Raw genomic sequence first — 19,998 nt, forward strand, 5'->3', positions numbered from 1 at the left:
ACAATAAAGAGAAGAAGCATGGCACGCAAATATTTTGGTACGGATGGCGTTCGTGGTCAGGTCGGCGTCGCGCCGATCACCCCCGATTTCGTGATGCGTCTCGGCTACGCCGCCGGCAAGGTGCTGGTCAAGGATTACGCCAGCGGCAGCCGTCCTACCGTCCTGATCGGCAAGGACACCCGCATCTCGGGCTACATGCTCGAAGCGGCCCTGGAAGCGGGCTTTTCCGCCGCCGGCGTGGACGTGATGCTGGCCGGCCCGATGCCGACGCCGGCGATCGCCTACCTGACGCGTGCGCTGCGCCTGCAGACCGGCGTCGTGATCTCGGCCTCGCACAATCCCTTCCAGGACAACGGCATCAAGTTCTTTTCCGCGCACGGCACCAAGCTTCCCGACAGCGTCGAACTGGCTATCGAAGAGGCACTTGACCAGCCGATGGATTGCGTGCCGTCGGACAAGCTCGGTCGCGCCACCCGTCTGCGTGACGCGCAAGGCCGCTACATCGAATTCTGCAAGAGCACCTTCCCGAACGAGCTCGACCTGCGCGGCCTGAAGATCGTCGTCGACAGCGCCCACGGCGCTGCCTACAACATCGCCCCGCACGTCTTCCATGAACTGGGCGCGGAAGTCGTCTCGATCGGCGCCTCGCCGGACGGTTTCAACATCAATGCCGGCTTTGGCGCCACCGCGCCGAAAGCGCTGTCCGCCGCTGTCGTCGAGAACAAGGCCGACCTCGGCATCGCGCTCGACGGCGACGCCGACCGCCTGATCATGGTCGACGCCAACGGCCGCGTCTACAACGGCGACGAACTGCTCTACCTGATGGTGCGCGACCGCATGGCCACCGGCCCGGTGGCGGGCGCCGTCGGCACCCTGATGACCAACATGGCGCTGGAAGTGGCTTTCAAGGAACTGGGCATCGGCTTTGCCCGCGCCAAGGTCGGCGACCGCTACGTGCTGGAAGTCATGCAGGAGCGCGGCTGGATCCTGGGCGGCGAGGGCTCGGGCCACCTGCTGGCCCTGGACAAGCACACGACCGGCGACGGCATCGTGTCGGCATTGCAGGTGCTGTCGGCCCTGAAGCGAAGCGGCAAATCGCTGGAAGCCTGCTGCAGCGAACTGCAGCTCTATCCGCAAACCCTGATCAACAAGCGCGTCACGCCCGGCTTCGACTGGACGAAGGACGCGGCCATGGTGGCGGAGAAGGAAGCCGTCGAGCGCGAACTGGGCGACAACGGCCGCGTGCTGATCCGCGCCTCGGGCACCGAACCGCTGATCCGCGTGATGGTCGAAGCGAAGAACGCGGAAATGGCCGATAGCATGGCGCGCCGCATTGCCGACAAGCTCGTTGCCTGAAATGGCTACCATGCTCCGCGCAGCCCGCATTGACGGCGCAGCTTGGGGCGAGTAAAATGAAGTCATTCGGAGTGTAGCGCAGCCCGGTAGCGCACCTGGTTTGGGACCAGGGGGTCCAAGGTTCGAATCCTTGTACTCCGACCAAAGCATTAAGACGGGCCGTCCTTGACGGCCCGTTTTCATTTCTGCGCCGGTATTCGCCGGCGCCTCTCTCTGCCCATAGCTCAGTTGGATAGAGCATCAGCCTTCTAAGCTGAGGGTCGCTGGTTCGAGCCCAGCTGGGCAGGCCAATAAAATCAAGCACTTAGAAATATATGTCCATTATTATCGGCGTGCATTTGCTCGGTTCTAGGTTTCGTGTACCCCCTGTGTACTCCAGCGCCACCATGGCTTAGTCTGACGTTATGCGGCTTCAATGTGATGCAGTCGCCTGACTGGTTTACCGTCACCGAAAGGCGCGCAGCTTCACGATTTAATCCAGTGCGCTTCCCGCCGACAGTCCGGCCTGTTGTTCGGAATATAACCCACTGGCAGTCCTAGCGTCGGCTGCTGCCAATGCTGGGCGGGCGTCGCTCCCGGCGCAACCACTGTGACCTGTCGAAAAAACCACGTACTGCGTATCCTGGGCAGTAATTGGCGAACAGGGGCGGTCCCTACTTGATGAAGTTGACGATGCCTGTCTCCACTGCTAGGGTGCTGGGCCAAAACGAGCGAGGTCGAGATGCATATTGGTGAAGTTTGTTCAGTCGTTGAAGCAGTCCTAGTCCTCAGCACCCTGACCAAGCGTACCTGGACCGAGGTGGAATTCACCCGTGCTGTAATCCGCCTTCGCCTTCCGATCTACGCGGTCGCACCATATAACGCGTCGATCGTGTCGAAGCGATATGTTGACGGTCGTTTGGTCATTACTGCCGAACCTTCGATGACTGCCCGATACGTGACCCTGCTACAAGCTGAGATTGAGGAACTGGCCTATAGCCCTGGACCTCAGGTTGTCACGGATCGACCGGCCTGGCTCTGGGAAGACCAGCCGTACCAATCTTGGGATGACATCGTCGCATTCCGCCAAGGCGATCATCGTGTGCTCGGTCTTTGGGAAACCGATCAGGGGGAATGGATGGGGCAGTCGGACGAATATTTCTTCTCCAAGCCGGTACAGGTCACCGCGAAGTCCACGTTGGTCGTGCCACGCCATACGATTGCGGAGTTGGTGCGAAACGAAGCGGTCGCTGCCTTGCAAACGGCTACCGTGGACAGCGCCGACCCGCTTACTTCGCTTGTACTGGCGGAAAGCGGACAGGGAGCGATGCAGGGGATTCTAGCCAAGAATCCTGCGTCGTCGGTCATTCCCTTGGCGATCGTGGCTGAAGCCACGTCGCCCCTTGCCTCGCCAACAAACGGTGAAGCCACCTCGCCACCGCAGGCAAAGAAAACGAACACTTGGGATCAACATGATCTTCGCCGCTTGCTTGAAGAGAGCCTGATTGAAGGGAATACACATGCGGTCCTTGCAGAAAAATATGGCGTTTCGCGCCAGTTCATCGGCAAGCAGATCGCCACGGCAAGGGGCCTCTTTGGCGCGCGCAAACCATCCCCATTTGACGCCCTCGGGTCGAGGAGCCGCAAGAAATAGGTAGCATTGCCCAGTTGCACAAAACGGCCTGTAACCCGCATGGTTGCTAGGTTTGTTGGTTTCCGCAACCAGCCAGACTGGTTGCCATGCGTAGCTTTCGTTGTCGCAGTATCCGATCAACATTTAGGAACGACAATGAACGCCGAAGCAAAAATCATCGCACTCGCCGAAGAGATGCGTAGCGCAATTAACACCAACGAAGCAGCCTTCCATCTGGGCCGCCGCCCACAAACCCTCCGCAAATGGGCGTGCTACGAAGACGGTCCGCTTCGTCCGATCCGCATCCACGGCCGCCTCGCGTGGCCCGTCGCGCAGATCAAGGAGTTGCTCAAAGGTGGCCGCGTATGATCGCGCTCAACTATACGGGCAGCAATGGCGCGGAAACGCCGGTCGTCCTGTGCGAAAAAAACCCGCGAACCGTTGCTAAGCACGCCGCTGCCTGCGGGAATGCGCACAAGGCATATCTGCGCACTGTTTACGGCTTTCAGCCCGAAGACGACGAGTACGGGGTGGTCCTCTCTGCAAGTGCACACGGCAGCATTATTGCTATCGAAATCCGGTTCTTCACTGGTTCGACGAAGACCTACAAGGGCATGTTCGAGCTGCCGCTCCATGTGTTTAAAGTCGACGGGATGCCAGTTACCTCGACCGCTGCGATCGAAAATTTCGTTGGCCATGTGGTGTTCGTGACCGTCACCGGCCGCTACCACTTCGACGGTATCAAACTGTCGAACGTGTTCGAAGTCAACCTCGACCACAACATCGCCCCCGCGGAACCGAAGCGCTTGTCGCCAGCCGAAACCGCGAAGTGAGGCGACATGTTGACTAACAATGAAACCTCTGTGGTGATGGGTCGCATGTCGAGCGGCCAGCATCAAGTACAGGCCGCAGTCGCGTGCGGCGCGGCGGTCACTGTGATCACCAATGCTAACGGCAACCTGACGAAAACGTTTTTCCTCGATGAAAGCGGGATGGTTCGCAAACAGGCCGCTGTCAAGCTCGTCTACGGCAGCTACCAGGTTCGCGACGTACCCAAACTGGCAGAGCTGGACGGCATCCTCAACACGTTGGCGCATACCCAAGCCGTGACGTACGGTCGCCCGATGCTTGACCAAGGCGACGTCGTTGCCCAAAGCGTGACGAATCCGGCAGCGGGGGCAATCACGCGCACTCGCCAAAACTTCCAGTTCGGAGACAACGCTGGCGTTCTGATGCTGGATTACGACCCTCCGAAAGGTGCGCCAGCGCTCTCGCCGGGGGAACTGGTGCATATCGTCCGCAATTGCTGCCCAGCCCTCTTGGAGGTGGAAATGCTCTGGCGCGCAAGTGCGTCGTCTGGCATCAATGGCTCGGGCGTCACGGGGCAGCGTATCTACCTGATCGTCAGCAAGGCCAGCGAAATCCCACGTATTGGCAAGCTGATCTTCGAGCGCCTCTGGCTCGCCGGTTCCGGCTACTTTGCAGTCAGCAAATCCGGCCAGCTGTTGGAGCGCGGACCTGTTGACGCATCTGTGTGGAAGCCAGAAGGTCTCGACTTCGCAGCACATCCGGTGCTCAACAATGGCATCGTGCGCACTTCCTACGAGGGGAAGATCACGGGTGCGGGCATCCTGGATGTGGCTGAGGTACACGAGCTGACTGAGGCCGAAACCAACGAGCTGAAGGAAATCAAATCGGCGGCCCGCGCTGCGATGGCGCCCCAAGTACAAGCCGCAAAAGCGCAATACATCACGGAAGTCGCGCCAGTCATTGCGGAGCGGCTGAAGAAGCTGAGCTTGGATACTGACCAAGCTGTCATCAGCCTCATGCTCGAACGTGCGACGATGCAACGCACCTTGATGGGTGACTTCCCATTGATAACGGCCGACGGCAAGTCGGTCACCGTAGGCACCGTAATGGACAACCCGGAAAAGTGGCATGGTGCTCGGTTTGCGGACCCGCTGGAGCCCGAGGTCGATAAACGAGTCGCCTATCTCAACTTGCGCAGCGGTGGTAACCCTTACTTGTATTCGCATCTGCATCACGGCACGTACTACCGCCTGGACCGAGCACCGGCACTGATCGAAGTGTCTGCAGGCGAGTTGCCGCGCATGGTGGATTCGATGGCGCTGCTGCTGAGAAAGTCGGGCCAAATCTACGAACGCGCGGGCGTCATGGTGTACGTCAGCAACGAAGGCAAAATCGTGCAAGCTGTGGCGACCTGGATGAAAGTCTTCGTACATCGCCTGTGCCGCTTCGAGCAATACAACGTCAAAAAGCAGGAAATGGTCGTTGCCGAATGCCCGCAAGGTGTAGTCCAAGGCTTGCTGGCGAATGCAGCGCACACCCGTATGCCACGCCTAACTGCTGTGCGCGATGTCCCGACCATGGACGCGAATGGTCGTCTGATCGCAATGCCCGGCTACGACGAACCATCTGGTCTGCTGCTCAGAAACGAGAAATTCGTTACCTGGCCGGTCGTCCTCTTGGCACCCTCGCGGCACGATCTGAAAAATGCACTGCAAACCTTGTGGAAGCCGTTCGAGCAGTTTCCTTACGTTTCGGCTGCGGATAAATCCGTCGCCTTGGCAGCAGCGCTGACTGCAGCAGTTCGCTGCTGCTTGCGCACCGCTCCAGGATTCGGATTCAGCGCAACTGCACCTGGCACGGGGAAGACGTTGCTGGCCCAGTGTATCGGCGTCCTGTATGACGGCACCGCGCCGGCGGTAAGCGCACCGATCACGCATGAAGAAGAGTGGGCTAAGAGTCTGTTCAGCTCGGCGTTGGCTGGCGCCGGTACCCTGTTGTTCGACAACGCGGAGCACGCCATCGAATCGGCAAGCCTGTGCGCTGTCACCACTGCTCCAGCTATCAAGGGCCGCGTCCTCGGCGAGTCGCGCGAAGCCGAAGCTGAGCACCGCTTGTTGGTGCTGGCGACCGGGAATGGCCTGCAGCTGGTTGGCGACCTGAATCGCCGTTTCTTGACGTGCCGCCTGGATGCACAGGTCGAGGCGTCCAAGGTCGCCGGACGTCAGTTCGACCTGGAACCACTCGGCTACTGCCTCAAAAACCGTTTGCTGATGATTACGGCTGCGCTGACGCTGATCCAGGGCTATGTCGCCGCTGGCTTCCCGAAGGTGTGCGACGGACTCGCCTCGATGGACGACTGGAACAAGTTGGTTCGCTCGACCATTGTCTGGCTGAGCGAGCAGGGCCTCGCTCCTGGTTTCGTCGATCCCAAGGCCGCCTTGCTGCGCGATAGTGCAAATGACCCTGAAGCTGCGGCGTTGGTCGCCGTGCTCGAGATGGCGAAAATGACGTTCGGACCAAACGCAAAGTTCACTGTCGCCGAGCTGGTCAAGCGCACGAGCACGACCGAGGAGTGGGGCGATCTGCTGAAAGACATTGCCGGTGACTACAGTGGTGTCGATGCGCGACGCCTCGGGAAGTGGTTGCTGAAGCGCGAGGGACGCATCATCAACTGCATGAGCCTGAAACGCGTCGGCTTGAACCGTACGAAGACGGCACTGTGGAGCATCAGCGAAGCCTAAGCAGTCACAGGTGCAGGGAGTGCAGGGATCTGCAGGGTTGTTTTGACCTGAAGTGAAATCAGGTTGACTTGAATATCTGCGACGCACAGGGTGGTGATCAGACCCAGCGCTCCCTGCAACACCTGCACCCCTGCGGAAAAAACGACGACTCGAATAAATCGCTTGGCGCCACAATAGCTCTACATCAACTCAAACTTTCAGTTCCCATCAACATGAATCCTATTAAATCTCCGGTCCACAATATGGCGCTCTTGCAGAAGCCACGTCACCGCTGGCCGCTCAAGGCGGACTACCTGGACGTGCCGCGTGAAAAAGCAGTGGCTATTGTCGAGAAGTTCGTCACCCACTTCGGTTTCGGCTACTTGCGCGAGCGCGGCGCGTTCCGCTTCATGGCGCCAATCCTGCCCACCCGGCTCGACGTGTTCGACCTGTACGAAGCGCTCAAAGCCGTGTTTGACACGGTCAATGGGTACAATTGGGGCGATACTGAATCACGTGCGTTCAAGGAACGTCTGGAGGATGAGTTTGGTCCGTTGACCGGGCACATCGCAATCCGCCTGCAGGGCCGTTGCTTCGTAATCGCGGCCGAGAAGCCGAAGCATTAATCTGGTCGGTTTGCTGTAAACGCGAACCCGGCATGCATGTGCCCGGTTCGCTTTTCTTTTAGGTAGGCCAAATGAAAAAAGCAAAAGCACCAAGAGTGCCTATCCTTGAAAACGCTTTCGAGGTCAACCTGCCGAAGTTGATGCGGGCGGCGAAGTCCACGGGGTCCTCTAGGCTTGTTCTTGACGATGGGGATGTGCGGACCGTCGTTGTGCTTGCTGAGACGCGCCTAGCGGTCTTCTTGGGCGGTCGGCAGTGGGTGGCGGATATCGTACCAGTTCAGTGCCTCCAGGACCGTGTACGGCCCCTCCTAAAGTGCCCCCGCACGCACGAGGGGAATTTTCAATCGTTGTACTTTCGGGCCGGCGAGCTAGCATGCCGGCATTGTCACAAGTTACGATATCGGAGCAATATTGCTGCGACGGCAACTGAGCGGGCGCGGATCGCACGATCAAAGCTGTTGCACTTAATTGGTGCCACGCAAGGTTGCGCTGATGTGGTACGTCAGCCATACACATGGCGCAAAAAGCACCTAAAGATGGTTGCAAATGCAGCCTTTCTGTCCCGTATTCACTATCAAGATATTCGTGCCTGGCTCAATGCTCGCCGCAACTGAACAAATAAAATGTGGAACCATCCGCATCAAAAATGCGGACTAGATCATGACGATAAAGTTTAAGCGGTCCAATAACTCATGCAGAGTGAAAAAAGTTCCGCGATTGCCATCAGGAAAGCAACCTGCTTGCCTAACGCTTAGCACGTATGTCGCTCCCAGTTGCGAGTAGTTTACGCCGCATTCATTAACCAGGATTTAGGCGTGTAACCACCATTTCCGAAAACCGAGAGCAGCTCATCTGCATCTTCTAGAGGCACGACCCACGTCAATTCTTTAAAGAGAGGAGATCCAGAAGCCACAATCGCAAATACTGCTCGGGCAGTCTTATCATTTGACGCAATAAATTTTCCTGTAGAAAGCGCTGCATCAACCACATGGGCGTCTTTCCGCGCTATTTCTTTTTGAGCCTCTGTCAGTCCAGCTATTTCTACTTCATTCACACATAGCGCCGCTGTAGCAATCAGATGAAATTTCTTCTTTGCCACCATACTAGCTAGCCACTTAGTTGCAAACATAGAACGATGCTTTTTCCATTCATCGAGTAGGACCGGGCAAAATGCGACACCAATATTAAAGTCTCTGATCCCGACAAGGACTTCTCTAGCACTTTTCGATACTGGGTGCTCGGATACACCACAAGCCCTAGCGATGTCAGCGTCAACAACTGCATGAGACGGATTAAATTTCATCTTGCATTGCCTTCTCGACGACATCCAAGTAAAGCTGCTCTACAGCCAACGTCACGTCATCAAAGTCTGCTGGCCACTCACCAAATGCACCATATTTATCAACCTCTGCTGCGTTGATCTCAGTCTGCCCAGTTTCATTATCCTGGGTAAACCAGTTAAGGGAAACTGAGGACGCGGGCAGATTTTGTTTTGCCACTTCAATTTGTATGGCTCTTATAAGGATCGAACTATGCGTTTCAATTACCACTCTAATGCCACGTTCCAAAACTGCTGACGCGATTATTGACCCGAGGTTGTATTGCGCTCTCGGATGCAAGTGTAATTCTGGCTGCTCAACATAAACAAGTTGATTCTTTCTAGCTGCAAGTAGGGCAACAAGAACAGGTAATGTTTGAGAAACACCGAAACCGACATCTGCGATATTAACATTATCAGTCTCCAAGTTATTGCAGCCAGCATGTCGTGAAATTCTAAGTTCCAATCTCGTGTCATTAATACTGCGCGTATCAACTGACGATGCCAAGCCCAAATGACGCAACTGCTCACTAAGAGCAATAAATTTCGACTTCTCTCTTCTTGACTCTTTCCAATTATGAATGATACTTGCCACATACCTCTCAAACGAGCCAGGATAAACAGCTTCAGAGATGGCAGCTTTATATGAGCGCTCTGGGTTTCCGCGAAGTCCGGGCACATGGATTAACTTTCTAGCGAATGTTGCCAAGCCAATTGCCGGAGATATGCCAGCGACAAACGGAACAGATTTTCCATTTCTCACCATCTTTATATCAAGAAAGCACCGATTTCTTGCAACTTTCCACGTTAATTTTTTTTCGTCGCCGAACATATCGCGAAAAGGAAATTCTCCGTCCGGAAGCATTTTTTCAATGTCTTCCGATTTCAATCCATAATGAACCCGAATCCCCTGTGGAAACTGTTCGCTTTTATGGTAGATGCCGTCAATATGGATTCCGCGCTTCTCAATAAACTTGTAGTAAGCCTTAGTTTCATCTCCGTCATCATCGTCAAGAGTAATAGCAAAATCCTGCCGTTCGATTTCTGGGACCTTCGAAATAATCTCGCTTGAATCCGACAATTTGACATTAGGTCCATCAAGCAACAACGATCCGCCATCGAAATCGCTATCCAACGTCTGCTTAATTAACAACAATGGCTGCATAAAGCTAGACTTCCCGGAACTATTGGTTCCTGCCAAAATGGTCAGTCCCTTCAACTCGACGCTGCGTTTCTTCCCAATCGACTTGTAGCCCTCGACAGATATTTTCATCTTTTTCCCATGTGTGCGTTTTTCATTTATTGTACTTAAGAAATGCGGAAGCCGCCACCGGTTGACGCGCATCGTTATCTTAGTACGACTGTTGAAATACAACCGTATGTGAACACCGGCTCACAGTGAACAAATCGGATGTTCAAAAAATATATATTTGACTTTTGAACATGTTCAGATATAAGCTCATCCTTATTGAACACCTCTAGACATTCTTGAACAGCAAAAGGACGGGCGATGGCAATTTTCGGTTATGGTCGGGTCAGCACAAAGGAACAGACAACAGAGAACCAGCGACGCGAGATCGAAGCGGCCGGATATGCGATTGAATTCTGGCATGCTGACGAAGGTGTTTCGGGGAAAGTCAGCGCATCACAGCGCCCGCAGTTCGCCAAGATGCTCGGACAGATCCGTGATGGCGAAACTCTAGTGGTGACAAAACTGGACCGCCTTGGCCGTGATGCCCATGACGTCGGCACCACCATCAAGGCACTGGCAATCCGCCGCATCGAGGTCATCGTCCTGCAGCTAGGGAAGCTCGACCTGACAAGTGCCGCCGGCAAGTTGATGCTGACTATGCTTGCCGCTGTCGCCGAGATGGAGCGCGACCTGTTGGTCGAACGCACCCAGTCTGGCCTAGCGCGGGCGAGGGCAGAAGGGAAAACCCTTGGGCGTCCGACCAGCACAACCGAGGAACAGCGCGCGGCTATGGTGAGCCAGTTCCGTGGCGGGAAGGGAGACTCGATCAGCGCCCTAGCACGTAACTTCGGCATCTCTAGGGCGAGCGTCTTGAGGATCGTGAAACCTGCTGACGCCGGCGCTTTTGCTGCCTGACGTTTCTAAAAGTCGTGCTCACGCTCCCCTGGCTAACCGTTTCTAACTGATCGAGCAGATCGACATCACCGATTTTATTATTCATTCGCTGGAGCAGGGTTCACAGTCTCAGTCACGCCCGCTGGCAAGCTCATGCTGGCCATGTTGGCCGCTGTCGCGAAGATGGAGAGGGATCTGAACGTTGAGCGCATCCAGGCGGGGCTTACCCGAGCCAAGGCAGAAGGCAAGACGCTCGGCACGCCGGCTAAAACGACTCTAGAGCAGCGCCAGGCGAAGGTGCACGGATATGCGAACAAACAGAGCGTGAGCGAACTGGCGAAGCTCCACGGCGTTTCTCGGGCTACATTCTTTACAGTCGTGAGACCAAGTGGCACGAAGGTGTGACGGTATGACGAGGTAACGCTTCTAAAAGCGATTGGGGGAATTCGTCGTCCTCGCCAGCAGCAAAATGTCGCATGAACACGCAGCGATGTGCATAGAGGCCCCCACCGTCGAGCCGATATTTCCAGCGGTTTGCCAGGCAGCGCGATTGGGGATGCGATACAAAAACCACTGAGTCTAACCAGTTCATTTATAGTCTCAGTGAAATAAGGAACTAATAGAAATGAAATCAGACCTAGCTTGGGTCCGGCAAGGCCAGCGTGGAATCCGCATGGTGGCTGAACTACATCGAATGGGCTACCAATTGCTACGCATCATGCCGTACTATTATCCACTCGGCTGGCGTCTCGCAATCGACTCTGCCGAGCATTTCTCGCTGAGAAACGGCGCGGTCATTCCGAAGGATATGTCTTCGGCGGCTCCGGTGATAAGTAGTGGCGGGGTCTTCTGGGAAGATGCCAGAAGTGACACTGCCCGCGCATTAGCCGAAGAATTCGTGCTACGGTTCCCATCAGTAGCGGCCCGGGGCTTAGGGCGAGATTGGTGTTACGCAGGTTGGCTTAGCGAATTGCTAGGGTACCTGGAGGGAGGTGACTGGCTACCTGTCACCGAATGGGAATATATGAAAGGTGAGCCTGAAGACATTCCTTTTCTGCCGATCTGGGATGCTAGTGGCAGCAATATAGAAGCAGAAGGTCATCTGTGGGTTCCAGCAGAGCGCGCGCGGCGTTTTCCATTGCCACCCGCTCCTCCGTGTTCTTCGTAGGCTCGATCTCTTCCTGCTTGCGCGTCTCTAGAAAATCGCCGGCAACAGCTGCAAAGGTAATTCACCAGAAGGTTTTGTCCATTTGCCCCCCACCCACTGGGGGGGAGGCCGAGATCCACCCCCGGCCCCCGTGTCTTGACAGGTCCAGCCCTCAAAAAATTTTGGAGCATAGAAAACGCTAAAATTATTTTTGCGCGGGTCGTAAGCCGAATCGGTCGTCGAGGGAGATACCTCTTGGTACTGTCCGCTGACCCGAAGGATGTCCTAGAGACGATGGTCAGGCGGGTTTCTTCATCCGCATCCGCCAACTCATCCGCCCGAAAGGCCGACAAATTGTGCTCAGCAAGTTAGCGAGTGCAGGCTGCGCCAGTCGTAGTGGCTGTCAGTCGCCGAGATCACGAAGGCGGCGCAGAAGATTACGGATCAATTTAAAACGCACATCCCCATCGAGGTGGTCGATACGGTTGCGGACATCCCCGGTCACGCAAAGAGTACCGACGTGGCCAGCGGCGCGACTACGCATGATCGCATCTACCTGATCTGCGTTGGCTTGTGGGCTAATAAGTTTACATTCGTGATTTTCCATGTGGAATGTTATTCCTTCTTATGTCGTCTCTACCATCGTACATTAACCCGCCAGCAAACCATGAGCACCGTTTGGCATGCGCCGACTTGCCCCCTAAGTAGTCCATCACAATGCCGGCGAGTAGTACCGTCTGCTGCATCGAAATCTGCCGGTCGCCGAGACAACGTGCGCCCAGCTAGACATTCAAGCGCAAGTGCGACAGCACAGGCGTAGCATATAGAAGACTGCGCATTGCAACGGTATTAGATCAAGTAAATCCGTTTGTCGCGTTTTGAACGGTTAGCGCCTCGGTACAACGGGCGTATATTCGTATGATGAAAAAGTGCGACAACATCTTCGCTTGTTTTCGCGCTGCTCAGCGGAACGATATGGTCGAACTCCCATTCGCCGTAATTGGACCAGGTCATGCCCTCGAGGAACTGTTTGGTTATATGCGTCCGAAAGTCCTCAATTGAACACCCTAATATGTCTTGTAAACCAGACCGTTTCTTATGGCCGTGTTTTTTCAACGTCATACGCAACAAGGAGCTGATATTCCAACGTACTCGGAACGGCGCGTCGGTTTTCAGCCGCTGCAGAAGTCGTGAACGCACCGATGGCCTGGCGTTGTATTCTTTGGCCTTGACGAGCCGTACCGCGCGCACCTTTTCACTTCTATTGCGAGCGACTTCGTCCTCTATTCGTCGCTGACGAAACTGCGGGTCGTTAGCATACCGATCGCGATTCCTCGTCCGTGAGCAGGTGACGCATTCGCCATTGCCTGTGTACCTTAGACCGACATGGCCGATCGCACACATTGTGCCTTCATAGAATCGCTTTAACCCTTTTTTCGCTGCTTCAGCCTGCGTGATGCGAGGCCATTCCGGCAGGGAAGCCTGAAGCGGACGTAGAGCACGGATCATATTCCACAATTCAAGTACACGGCTTCGATTACTGCTCGAGCTTTTGTAGCGGTCGCACGCTATACACTTTTGATTAGCAGTGCTTCGCTGATCAATATGTCCAGCGCTGCACGGGGTTCCCGTGAAGTACCGTTTATGACCCGCAGCCATCGCAGCCTGAAGTGACTCGACCGTGAACAGCTCTTTCAGATCGTTTAGAGATGGCCATCCTTCGACATGAGGGGCAATGCGTCGTACGGCTTTGCCTGCCGTGTCACGGACCCCTGAACCTGCAGCTCGGTTGGCCCGGGCCGCTAGGCGATGGCATTCCACGCATCGATTGCCGACAACACGTCGCTCTGCAATGTGGCCGCGAGAGCAAGGTTCACCGGAAAAATATCGTACAAGCCCACGTGCTGCTGCTTTATCGCGCTTGATTAAAGCAGGATAGGTGGCATCAGGTACGGTATTCACTTGGCAATTCCTATAGAAGTTGTTCAGCCTTATGCTGATCTCTCCACCTGACTCCGAATCAACCTCATAAAGAAGTGAAGGCGATGGGGAAGATCACCCGTGGTGCGCCGGCAATCTTACCCCGAAGATTGGCAATATGCCAATTGGTTCTCCTCATGCTAAGAATTCCGCACTCGTCTCATTCGGTGCGGCTGTTCGTGTTGTGCGAACAGTAAAAGGCATCTCGCAGGAAGAACTGGCTCACCGTTGTGGCGTTGATCGCTCCTACTTGGGAGCGATCGAGCGAGGCGAGCAGAACTCCGGCCTACTTCACCTTGTAAGGATTGCCACGGCTCTGGAGACAACAGTTGGTGACTTGATGACCAGGGCGGGGTTGTAAGCCAACTATTGCAATTTGGTCGGCATGAGATGGGATAAGAATGTGGTCGCCAGGAATCCAAACACCACGCGTCCTTATATAGTTGACGAAACCCAGAAAAACCATCGGGCCACAGTCGATAGGCTGCGCGCTAACAAAGAGGCCGCTGAGTACACGCACACCGTGCTGGGTTTTCTCTGCATCGAAATGTTTGGCTCGGTCCAGACCCGTCGCGATGAGCTGACAGCCCACCTCGCTCCCAACCTACTATTTTCTCCACGATACTCGCCGATGAGCTAGAGGATCGCGACTCAACGAAAAGGTCAGCGAATTCAATGTGTCTAGGGGCGGCACCCTTGCTGCAGTGTCCTGGTGCATGGCTGGGTGCAATGGACGAGAGTACTTTCGCCCGTGTCGGGAGCGTTACCTGGCCGGCGTTAGGAAGAGACGCCGAGATAAACGCGTTCGCAGCTTACACACCAGCGCATGCCGGTCTTGCCGGCAACGCTCTCGCGCAGCGCCGCAGCAGCTAACATTTCCCTTTTATGTGCGTGCTCCGCTTTCGTCAGGGCGGTTCTTGCGTGCGCCACGCTCATCTCGGACGAACCAAGAAAAGAACTAATCTTGCCCCACAGCCCGCTTGGAGGTCCCTTGCTTGCCTGGGCCAATTCGGCGACCTCGGAATCGCGAAGTTGCTTCTGTGCCCAAGTAAGGTCGCGCACCGCCAACTGCTCGCGATGAACGGCGACAGCATTCGGATCTTTCCAGAAATACGATGCGCAGTGAGGGCAGCGGCGCTCTTGGCCGGCAAAGCTGAACTTTACTGGGGGGGATTTCGGCAGTTTGAAGGCCGCGTCGACGAAAGTGGTTGCGCAGCGCATGCAGATCTTGGTGGCCTCCCACCGAGCGAGATCGACTTGGTATTGGAGGAGTGGCCGCAGCTTACGGGCGTAGCGCTCGAATGAAATATCTTTTGCTTCAGGCCCGACTTTGAAGAAACTGGGGAGCGCCCGCAGCGGATCCCTCCAAGCAGCATCGATTTCCGCCAGTTTGCCTTGCGCTGCTGCGACGGCCTCATCGCAGCCCTGGCGGTAGCGCACGAGCTGGTCGTAGTCGTCTGGGCGGCGCGGGGCGGCGTAAAGCGCCGCCGCTTCAGTCTCCTGCGATCCAGTGGTCTCGCGCCGCTGGGAAGCACGCACGCCGGTTGTCGTCGTCGCAATGCGATCACGCTGGGTCAGCGCGACCGCCTTCAAAGTCTGCCAGTTAGTTCCTTTGCAGCAGGGGCAGTTGCCGTCGGTGGAGGTAAGTGTCGAAGTCATTCAAATAGTCGGTAAGGCGGTGGGCCGCCGGGCGACTCTGCCCCCGACGGTCAAATAAGTAAAACGAGTGCCATCCTTGCAGGTTGAGGACACCGTTCATCGCTAGCAGCCGAGGCATCTATCAGTCTGACGCATAAGCCCGTTGGCCTGCCGCGTAAAGGTGTTTCTGGAAACCTGTAAATAAGGTCCGAATCTTCGTAGTGCCGCCCAAATCCGATACGGCATCCGAAATCGCATTATTGTACTTAAGTCGAAGAAGCGGTGACAGCTTCTCAGCGTCAAGCTCATCAACGCCTTGCGTCACATAATGCGCAAGTACAAAATCGAGGAACTCCTGTTGGCGATCATCAAGGTGCGAGTATGACTCTGCCTTGGCCATGTCAGCCCGATGCCGGCGCGTTTCCGGTGTTACTGCAAATGCCACATACGCCAGCACATCAAACAAATCACTATTTTCCGCCTCGATGGCCTTCTGTATCTCCGCGAGTAGTTCTCTACTAAAACCTACTTCCGCTAAGCCCGCTAAAAACTGTTTGCGTGTGTCGGGTGCGCCCCAGATTGCGCGCAGCCCGTCCTCGTCCTTGAAGAACTCAGGCAGTACCCCATAAAGGCCCTCTAGGAATTGAGCGGCCGACGTAGGAGTACCGTCTGCGCTCCAGAAAGTGGTTGCAGTCATGCTCTGGATCAGCCGTGCTTTGCCGTCTGCGAGCCTCACTTCAATCTTTACTGGCCGCGGTGGGTCCGGCTGCTCCGGGGGGCTGGGAAGCTGAGGCTCGTCGCCACCACGGTCACCGGCACCGCTATGACCACTAGGTTGCTCTGGCTCTGCCGGTTCGCCGTCCCACTCGGGGTCGCCGAAGTGGTGATGCGCCCGCACAAAGTCATAAATGGTGAAATGGTCTTTTCCGTCGAAGAGGCGCGTGCCGCGTCCAATGATCTGCTTAAACTCGATCATCGAATTAATTGGACGCATCAGTACGATGTTGCGCACGTTCCGTGCATCCACGCCAGTCGATAGCTTCTGCGAAGTGGTCAAAATAGTGGGAATAGTTTTTTCGTTGTCCTGAAAGTCTCGCAAAGACTGCTCACCACGCTCACCATCGTCGGCGGTGACCCGCGCACAATACATGGGATCGGTGCTGCTTTTTATCTGGTTAATCAGATCACGGACCATTAAAGCATGGGCCTGAGTGGCACAAAAAACGATGGTCTTCTCGCGCTGATCGATCATGCTCATCAACAGTTTAATACGGTAGGCTTCACGCTCAGGAATCACGATGATGCGGTTGAAGTCGCCCTCCACATATCGTCTACCCTGCTCGACCTCGCCCGCAACCACAGAGTCATCCGGTGTATATGTATAGTCGTCAATCGTGGTGGCAATCTGCTTTACCTTGAACGGGGTCAGGAAGCCGTCGTTGATGCCCTCCTTAAGAGAGTAAACGAAAACGGGGTCGCCAAAGTAGGAGTAGGTGTTCGCATTGATTGTGCGCTTTGGGGTAGCGGTCAGCCCTAATTGAACCGCGGGTGCGAAATAGTCGAGGATGGCGCGCCAGCTTCCCTCGTCGTTGGCCCCGCCCCGATGGCATTCGTCTACTACAATGAAGTCGAAGAAGTCCGGCGGATACTCGCCAAAATAAGGTGAACCGCCCGGCCCGCTCATGAAGGTCTGGAAGATTGTGAAGAAGATGTTCCCATTTTTCGGCACACGTCCGGTCCGCCTGATTTCGTCGGGTGCAATGCGCACTAGTGAACCGGGCGACGAGTTCTCAAATGCTGAAAAAGCATTGAACGCTTGATCTGCCAGGGTGTTTCTATCTGCGAGGAACAACACCCGGGGTCGTCGACCGGGCAACGCACCAAGGTTCCAATCCTTAACATTCCACCTACTTTGAAACAATTTCCACGCTAACTGAAACGCAATGAATGTCTTGCCGGTTCCAGTCGCGAGTGTCAACAAAATTCGATTGCGGCCCTCCGTTATGCTCTCTAGCACACGCGCGATCGCGATGTCTTGATAGTAGCGCCCTTGCCAAGTTCCACCTTGGTCCTCGAACGGGACCACGGCGAATCTGTCGCGCCAAGTTATAGTGGTCTGGTCGGTCCCGGCAAAGGTAAGATTCCACAGCTCGTCCGGAGTAGGGTACTGCGTCGTGTCCCCCTCGGCGCCGGTGGCCATGTCAACACCATAAATTTTTTGCCCATTGGTGGCATAGGCAAAGCGTACGGCGAGCTTGGCAGCATAACTCTTGGCCTGTCCCACGCCCTCAGTGTACGGTTTGTCCCATGCCTTCGCCTCAACAGTGGCTAGCTTGGTATTGCGGTACACCAGCACATAGTCGGCAATCTCCGCTTTAGCCCGTTTGCCGCCACCAAGCAGTCGGCCCGTGGTAATGCCGTGCTCCCGTAGGATGCGGCTGCCTTCGACGACGCCCCAGCCCGCGGCCTTCAGAGCAGGGTCAATGTGTTCTGCACGGGTTTCAGCTTCGTTCATAATGCGGATTCTCGCAGGTCGCTATTTACCGCATGATGTAGCAGGGCTTTTTTCAACTCATCGAGAGCAGCGAGCTGTCGTTGAAAGTTATTTTCGAGGCGCTGCGTTTCCATTGAAATGCCGACCATCTGATTGACGATCGTCTCTTGAAGTTTCAATCCCGGAAACCTGATCGGCACTTCATTAATATCCTGTTGGTTAACACTAGCTTGATTGACCGACTGTTTGCAAACATTCCGCCAGTATCCCGTTGAAAAAATAAATTTGAGATAAATGTCGAGATAGGAGGGCAAGACTATCGGTTTTGGGCGCATTAAAAGTAAATTTACGCCATGGACGACCTCGTCGTCGACATCAAAGACCGCGGTTTTTCCAACATGGACTGCGCTGTTGATATGGCTAAAAAGAATGTCACCCTTTCGGAGCAAGAATTTCTTCCTCTGCTCCTCTTGGATTTCGGCATATCCGACGCGTGAAAGATCGAATTGTGCATTCCAGATTGACTCAATACGGGAGACCTTTGTCCCAATTCCGCTCTTATCCTGTTTGCAATTAAGGCCATTCCTGAGCACCGAAAGAACTTCTCCAAGTGTCGAATCGGTCCATTCGTCCTCTCCTTGGTCGAAGGTCAGAGCAAAATCATGTATTTTTTTTAGAATTTTTGCGCTTTCTGCGCCTAGCTCGTCTATGTTTTGGACGTTAAACAGAGGTGTGCTCCGCGCGCCCTCTGCTTCACCATTGGGGTTTTGACTTGATAAAGCATAAGTCGCAACATCAATGTTGGACATCTCAACAGTCCAGCTTTTCGCCGACTCAACGTTGGACCTTTGGAAAAGTATGAATTCTGCCAAGTCATCGTCATTCAATGGGTTGGTCTTCCCAAGGTTACGGTCGGGATTGACTCGATAAAACCAGACTTTTCGGGTAGGTGCGCCCTTCTCAAAAAACAGAACTACAGTCTTAACACCCGCCCCTTGGAAGGTGCCGCCAGGACAGTCCAATACAGTATGTAAATTGCAGCTCTCCAGAAGTAGCTTCCGCAAGCTAACGGAGGCATTATCGGTGTTCGTAAGGAAAGTGTTCTTAATGACAATAGCGGCCCTGCCACCTGCTTTCAGCGACTTGATGAAGTGTTGCAGGAACAGAAATGCCGTCTCGCCAGTCTTGATTGGGAAGTTTTGCTGAACTTCTTTACGCTCCTTGCCCCCGAACGGGGGGTTGGCTAGGATTACGTCAAAACGATCCTGGTCCTGAATGTCAGCAATGTTCGCTGCCAATGTGTTTGCGTGGACAACGTTCGGTGCCTCGATCCCATGCAGGATCATGTTCATGATCGCAATAACGTAGGCAAGGCTCTTTTTCTCTTTGCCGTAAAATGTACGTGTCTGTAAAGTCTTTTGGTCGGCCGTGGTTAGACCCGGTTTGGCTTGAAGATAGTCAAATGCCTCGCATAGAAAGCCAGCAGAGCCGCAGGCACCGTCATAAATGCGTTCGCCAATCTTTGGGGCAATCACCTGAATCATGGCACGAATCAATGGGCGGGGAGTGTAGTACTCGCCACCGTTGCGCCCGGCGTTGCCCATGTTTTTGATCTTAGCTTCGTAGAGATGAGAGAGTTCATGCTTCTCACTCTGCGACCGAAAACGCAGTTCATCAACCAACTCAATCACGTCCCGCAGGTTGTAGCCGCTCTGAATTCGATTTTTGATCTCGCCGAACACCTCGCCGATCTTGTATTCAACTGTCTGTGCCCCACTCGCCCGCTGCTTGAAGCCGTGGAGGTACGCGAACAGCTCATTGTTAACGAAGTCGAGCAAATCGTCGCCGGTCATGGCCGTGTTGTGATCGAGCTTTCCGTCGGCTCCTTTAGGGGCCGCCCACGACTCCCAGCGATAGGGTTTGTCGATGATGAAGCTGTACGTTCTCCCTTCCAGCGCGGCTTCCAGCGCCCTGTCGGCTTCTAGTGCGTCTAGATATTTCAGGAACAGCAACCAAGACGATTGTTCCGTGTAATCTAGCTCGCTTGTACAGCCCGCATCTTTGTGTAGGATGTCATCAATATTCTTAAACGTTTGCTCAAACATGTGCTCTTTATTTCCAAGGGGAATAGCTAAAGTTGACGCGATGATGCGCGCCGCCGTAAGCACCTGTCAAGCCGATGTTGCTTCAGGTGCAATACATGGCTTGGAT

Annotated in this window: 17 protein-coding genes and 2 tRNA genes; 12 read left to right on the forward strand and 7 right to left on the reverse strand. The window is 54.9% G+C overall.

Annotation, left to right across the window (positions count from 1 at the left end):
- Positions 1–18: 18 nt before the first annotated feature.
- The 8 genes from glmM to ASF77_RS13245 all read left to right on the forward strand — a co-directional run bounded on the left by glmM (position 19) and on the right by ASF77_RS13245 (position 7,124).
- On the forward strand, positions 19–1,356 hold the full coding sequence (gene glmM, locus ASF77_RS13210; protein ID WP_056339900.1) for a phosphoglucosamine mutase: 1,338 nt from the start codon (positions 19–21) through the stop codon (positions 1,354–1,356).
- 67 nt (positions 1,357–1,423) lie between these two features.
- A tRNA-Pro gene (locus tag ASF77_RS13215) sits at positions 1,424–1,500 on the forward strand.
- A gap of 69 nt (positions 1,501–1,569) precedes the next feature.
- Positions 1,570–1,646 (forward strand) — tRNA-Arg (locus tag ASF77_RS13220).
- A 431-nt stretch (positions 1,647–2,077) separates the two neighbouring features.
- The gene (locus ASF77_RS13225; protein ID WP_056339903.1) at positions 2,078–2,989 is read left to right on the forward strand and encodes a hypothetical protein; all 912 of its coding nucleotides are present in this window, start codon (positions 2,078–2,080) and stop codon (positions 2,987–2,989) included.
- A gap of 135 nt (positions 2,990–3,124) precedes the next feature.
- A complete protein-coding gene (locus ASF77_RS13230; protein ID WP_056339906.1) occupies positions 3,125–3,337 on the forward strand; it encodes a hypothetical protein in 213 nt (70 codons plus the stop codon).
- On the forward strand, positions 3,334–3,801 hold the full coding sequence (locus ASF77_RS13235) for a hypothetical protein (protein WP_056339908.1): 468 nt from the start codon (positions 3,334–3,336) through the stop codon (positions 3,799–3,801). Before ASF77_RS13230 ends, ASF77_RS13235 begins: the two co-directional genes overlap by 4 nt.
- Before the next feature lie 6 nt (positions 3,802–3,807).
- Positions 3,808–6,519 carry a hypothetical protein gene (locus tag ASF77_RS13240; protein WP_056339911.1) on the forward strand — a complete coding sequence of 904 codons (2,712 nt, stop codon included), beginning with the start codon at positions 3,808–3,810 and terminating at the stop codon, positions 6,517–6,519.
- Positions 6,520–6,587: 68 nt separating this feature from the next.
- Positions 6,588–7,124: a hypothetical protein gene (locus ASF77_RS13245; protein WP_156648878.1), complete on the forward strand. Its 537-nt coding sequence runs from the start codon at positions 6,588–6,590 to the stop codon at positions 7,122–7,124.
- A 784-nt stretch (positions 7,125–7,908) separates the two neighbouring features.
- On the opposite strand, the gene ASF77_RS24315 is transcribed toward ASF77_RS13245, so the two are convergent.
- Positions 7,909–8,427 (reverse strand): hypothetical protein, encoded by a 519-nt coding sequence (locus tag ASF77_RS24315; protein ID WP_156648879.1) that lies wholly within the window; start codon positions 8,425–8,427, stop codon positions 7,909–7,911.
- On the reverse strand, positions 8,417–9,715 hold the full coding sequence (locus ASF77_RS23675) for an AAA family ATPase (protein ID WP_162244853.1): 1,299 nt from the start codon (positions 9,713–9,715) through the stop codon (positions 8,417–8,419). The genes ASF77_RS24315 and ASF77_RS23675 overlap by 11 nt, the downstream gene beginning before the upstream one ends.
- A gap of 237 nt (positions 9,716–9,952) precedes the next feature.
- Here ASF77_RS23675 and ASF77_RS13250 point away from each other — a divergent pair, with 237 nt between their 5' ends.
- The 3 genes from ASF77_RS13250 to ASF77_RS24320 all read left to right on the forward strand — a co-directional run bounded on the left by ASF77_RS13250 (position 9,953) and on the right by ASF77_RS24320 (position 11,696).
- Complete coding sequence (locus ASF77_RS13250) at positions 9,953–10,549, forward strand: recombinase family protein (RefSeq protein WP_056339918.1); 597 nt, start codon at positions 9,953–9,955, stop codon at positions 10,547–10,549.
- Between the two features lie 132 nt (positions 10,550–10,681).
- Entirely contained in the window at positions 10,682–10,933 is a 252-nt protein-coding gene (locus ASF77_RS13255) for a recombinase family protein (protein WP_056339921.1), read from the forward strand.
- A gap of 220 nt (positions 10,934–11,153) precedes the next feature.
- Positions 11,154–11,696, forward strand: coding sequence for a hypothetical protein (locus tag ASF77_RS24320; protein WP_156648880.1), 543 nt, complete (start codon positions 11,154–11,156; stop codon positions 11,694–11,696).
- A 382-nt stretch (positions 11,697–12,078) separates the two neighbouring features.
- On the opposite strand, the gene ASF77_RS24325 is transcribed toward ASF77_RS24320, so the two are convergent.
- Both ASF77_RS24325 and ASF77_RS24670 read right to left on the reverse strand, forming a co-directional pair.
- Positions 12,079–12,282 (reverse strand): hypothetical protein, encoded by a 204-nt coding sequence (locus tag ASF77_RS24325; RefSeq protein WP_156648881.1) that lies wholly within the window; start codon positions 12,280–12,282, stop codon positions 12,079–12,081.
- Between the two features lie 242 nt (positions 12,283–12,524).
- On the reverse strand, positions 12,525–13,637 hold the full coding sequence (locus ASF77_RS24670; protein ID WP_200934175.1) for a hypothetical protein: 1,113 nt from the start codon (positions 13,635–13,637) through the stop codon (positions 12,525–12,527).
- Between the two features lie 136 nt (positions 13,638–13,773).
- On the opposite strand from ASF77_RS24670, the gene ASF77_RS23685 reads away from it, so the two are divergent.
- Entirely contained in the window at positions 13,774–14,016 is a 243-nt protein-coding gene (locus tag ASF77_RS23685) for a helix-turn-helix domain-containing protein (RefSeq protein ID WP_082493755.1), read from the forward strand.
- 416 nt (positions 14,017–14,432) lie between these two features.
- Here ASF77_RS23685 and ASF77_RS13260 read toward each other — a convergent pair whose 3' ends face one another.
- The 3 genes from ASF77_RS13260 to ASF77_RS13270 form a co-directional block, all read right to left on the reverse strand.
- Positions 14,433–15,314 (reverse strand): hypothetical protein, encoded by an 882-nt coding sequence (locus ASF77_RS13260; RefSeq protein ID WP_156648882.1) that lies wholly within the window; start codon positions 15,312–15,314, stop codon positions 14,433–14,435.
- A 121-nt stretch (positions 15,315–15,435) separates the two neighbouring features.
- Positions 15,436–17,808, reverse strand: a complete 2,373-nt coding sequence (gene hsdR / locus ASF77_RS13265) for an EcoAI/FtnUII family type I restriction enzme subunit R (RefSeq protein ID WP_056339927.1) — start codon at positions 17,806–17,808, stop codon at positions 15,436–15,438.
- Positions 17,805–19,892: an N-6 DNA methylase gene (locus tag ASF77_RS13270; protein WP_082493756.1), complete on the reverse strand. Its 2,088-nt coding sequence runs from the start codon at positions 19,890–19,892 to the stop codon at positions 17,805–17,807. The genes hsdR and ASF77_RS13270 overlap by 4 nt, the downstream gene beginning before the upstream one ends.
- Positions 19,893–19,998: the final 106 nt, after the last annotated feature.

The sequence above is a fragment of the Massilia sp. Leaf139 genome (genome assembly GCF_001424165.1).
Taxonomy (GTDB): domain Bacteria; phylum Pseudomonadota; class Gammaproteobacteria; order Burkholderiales; family Burkholderiaceae_D; genus Telluria.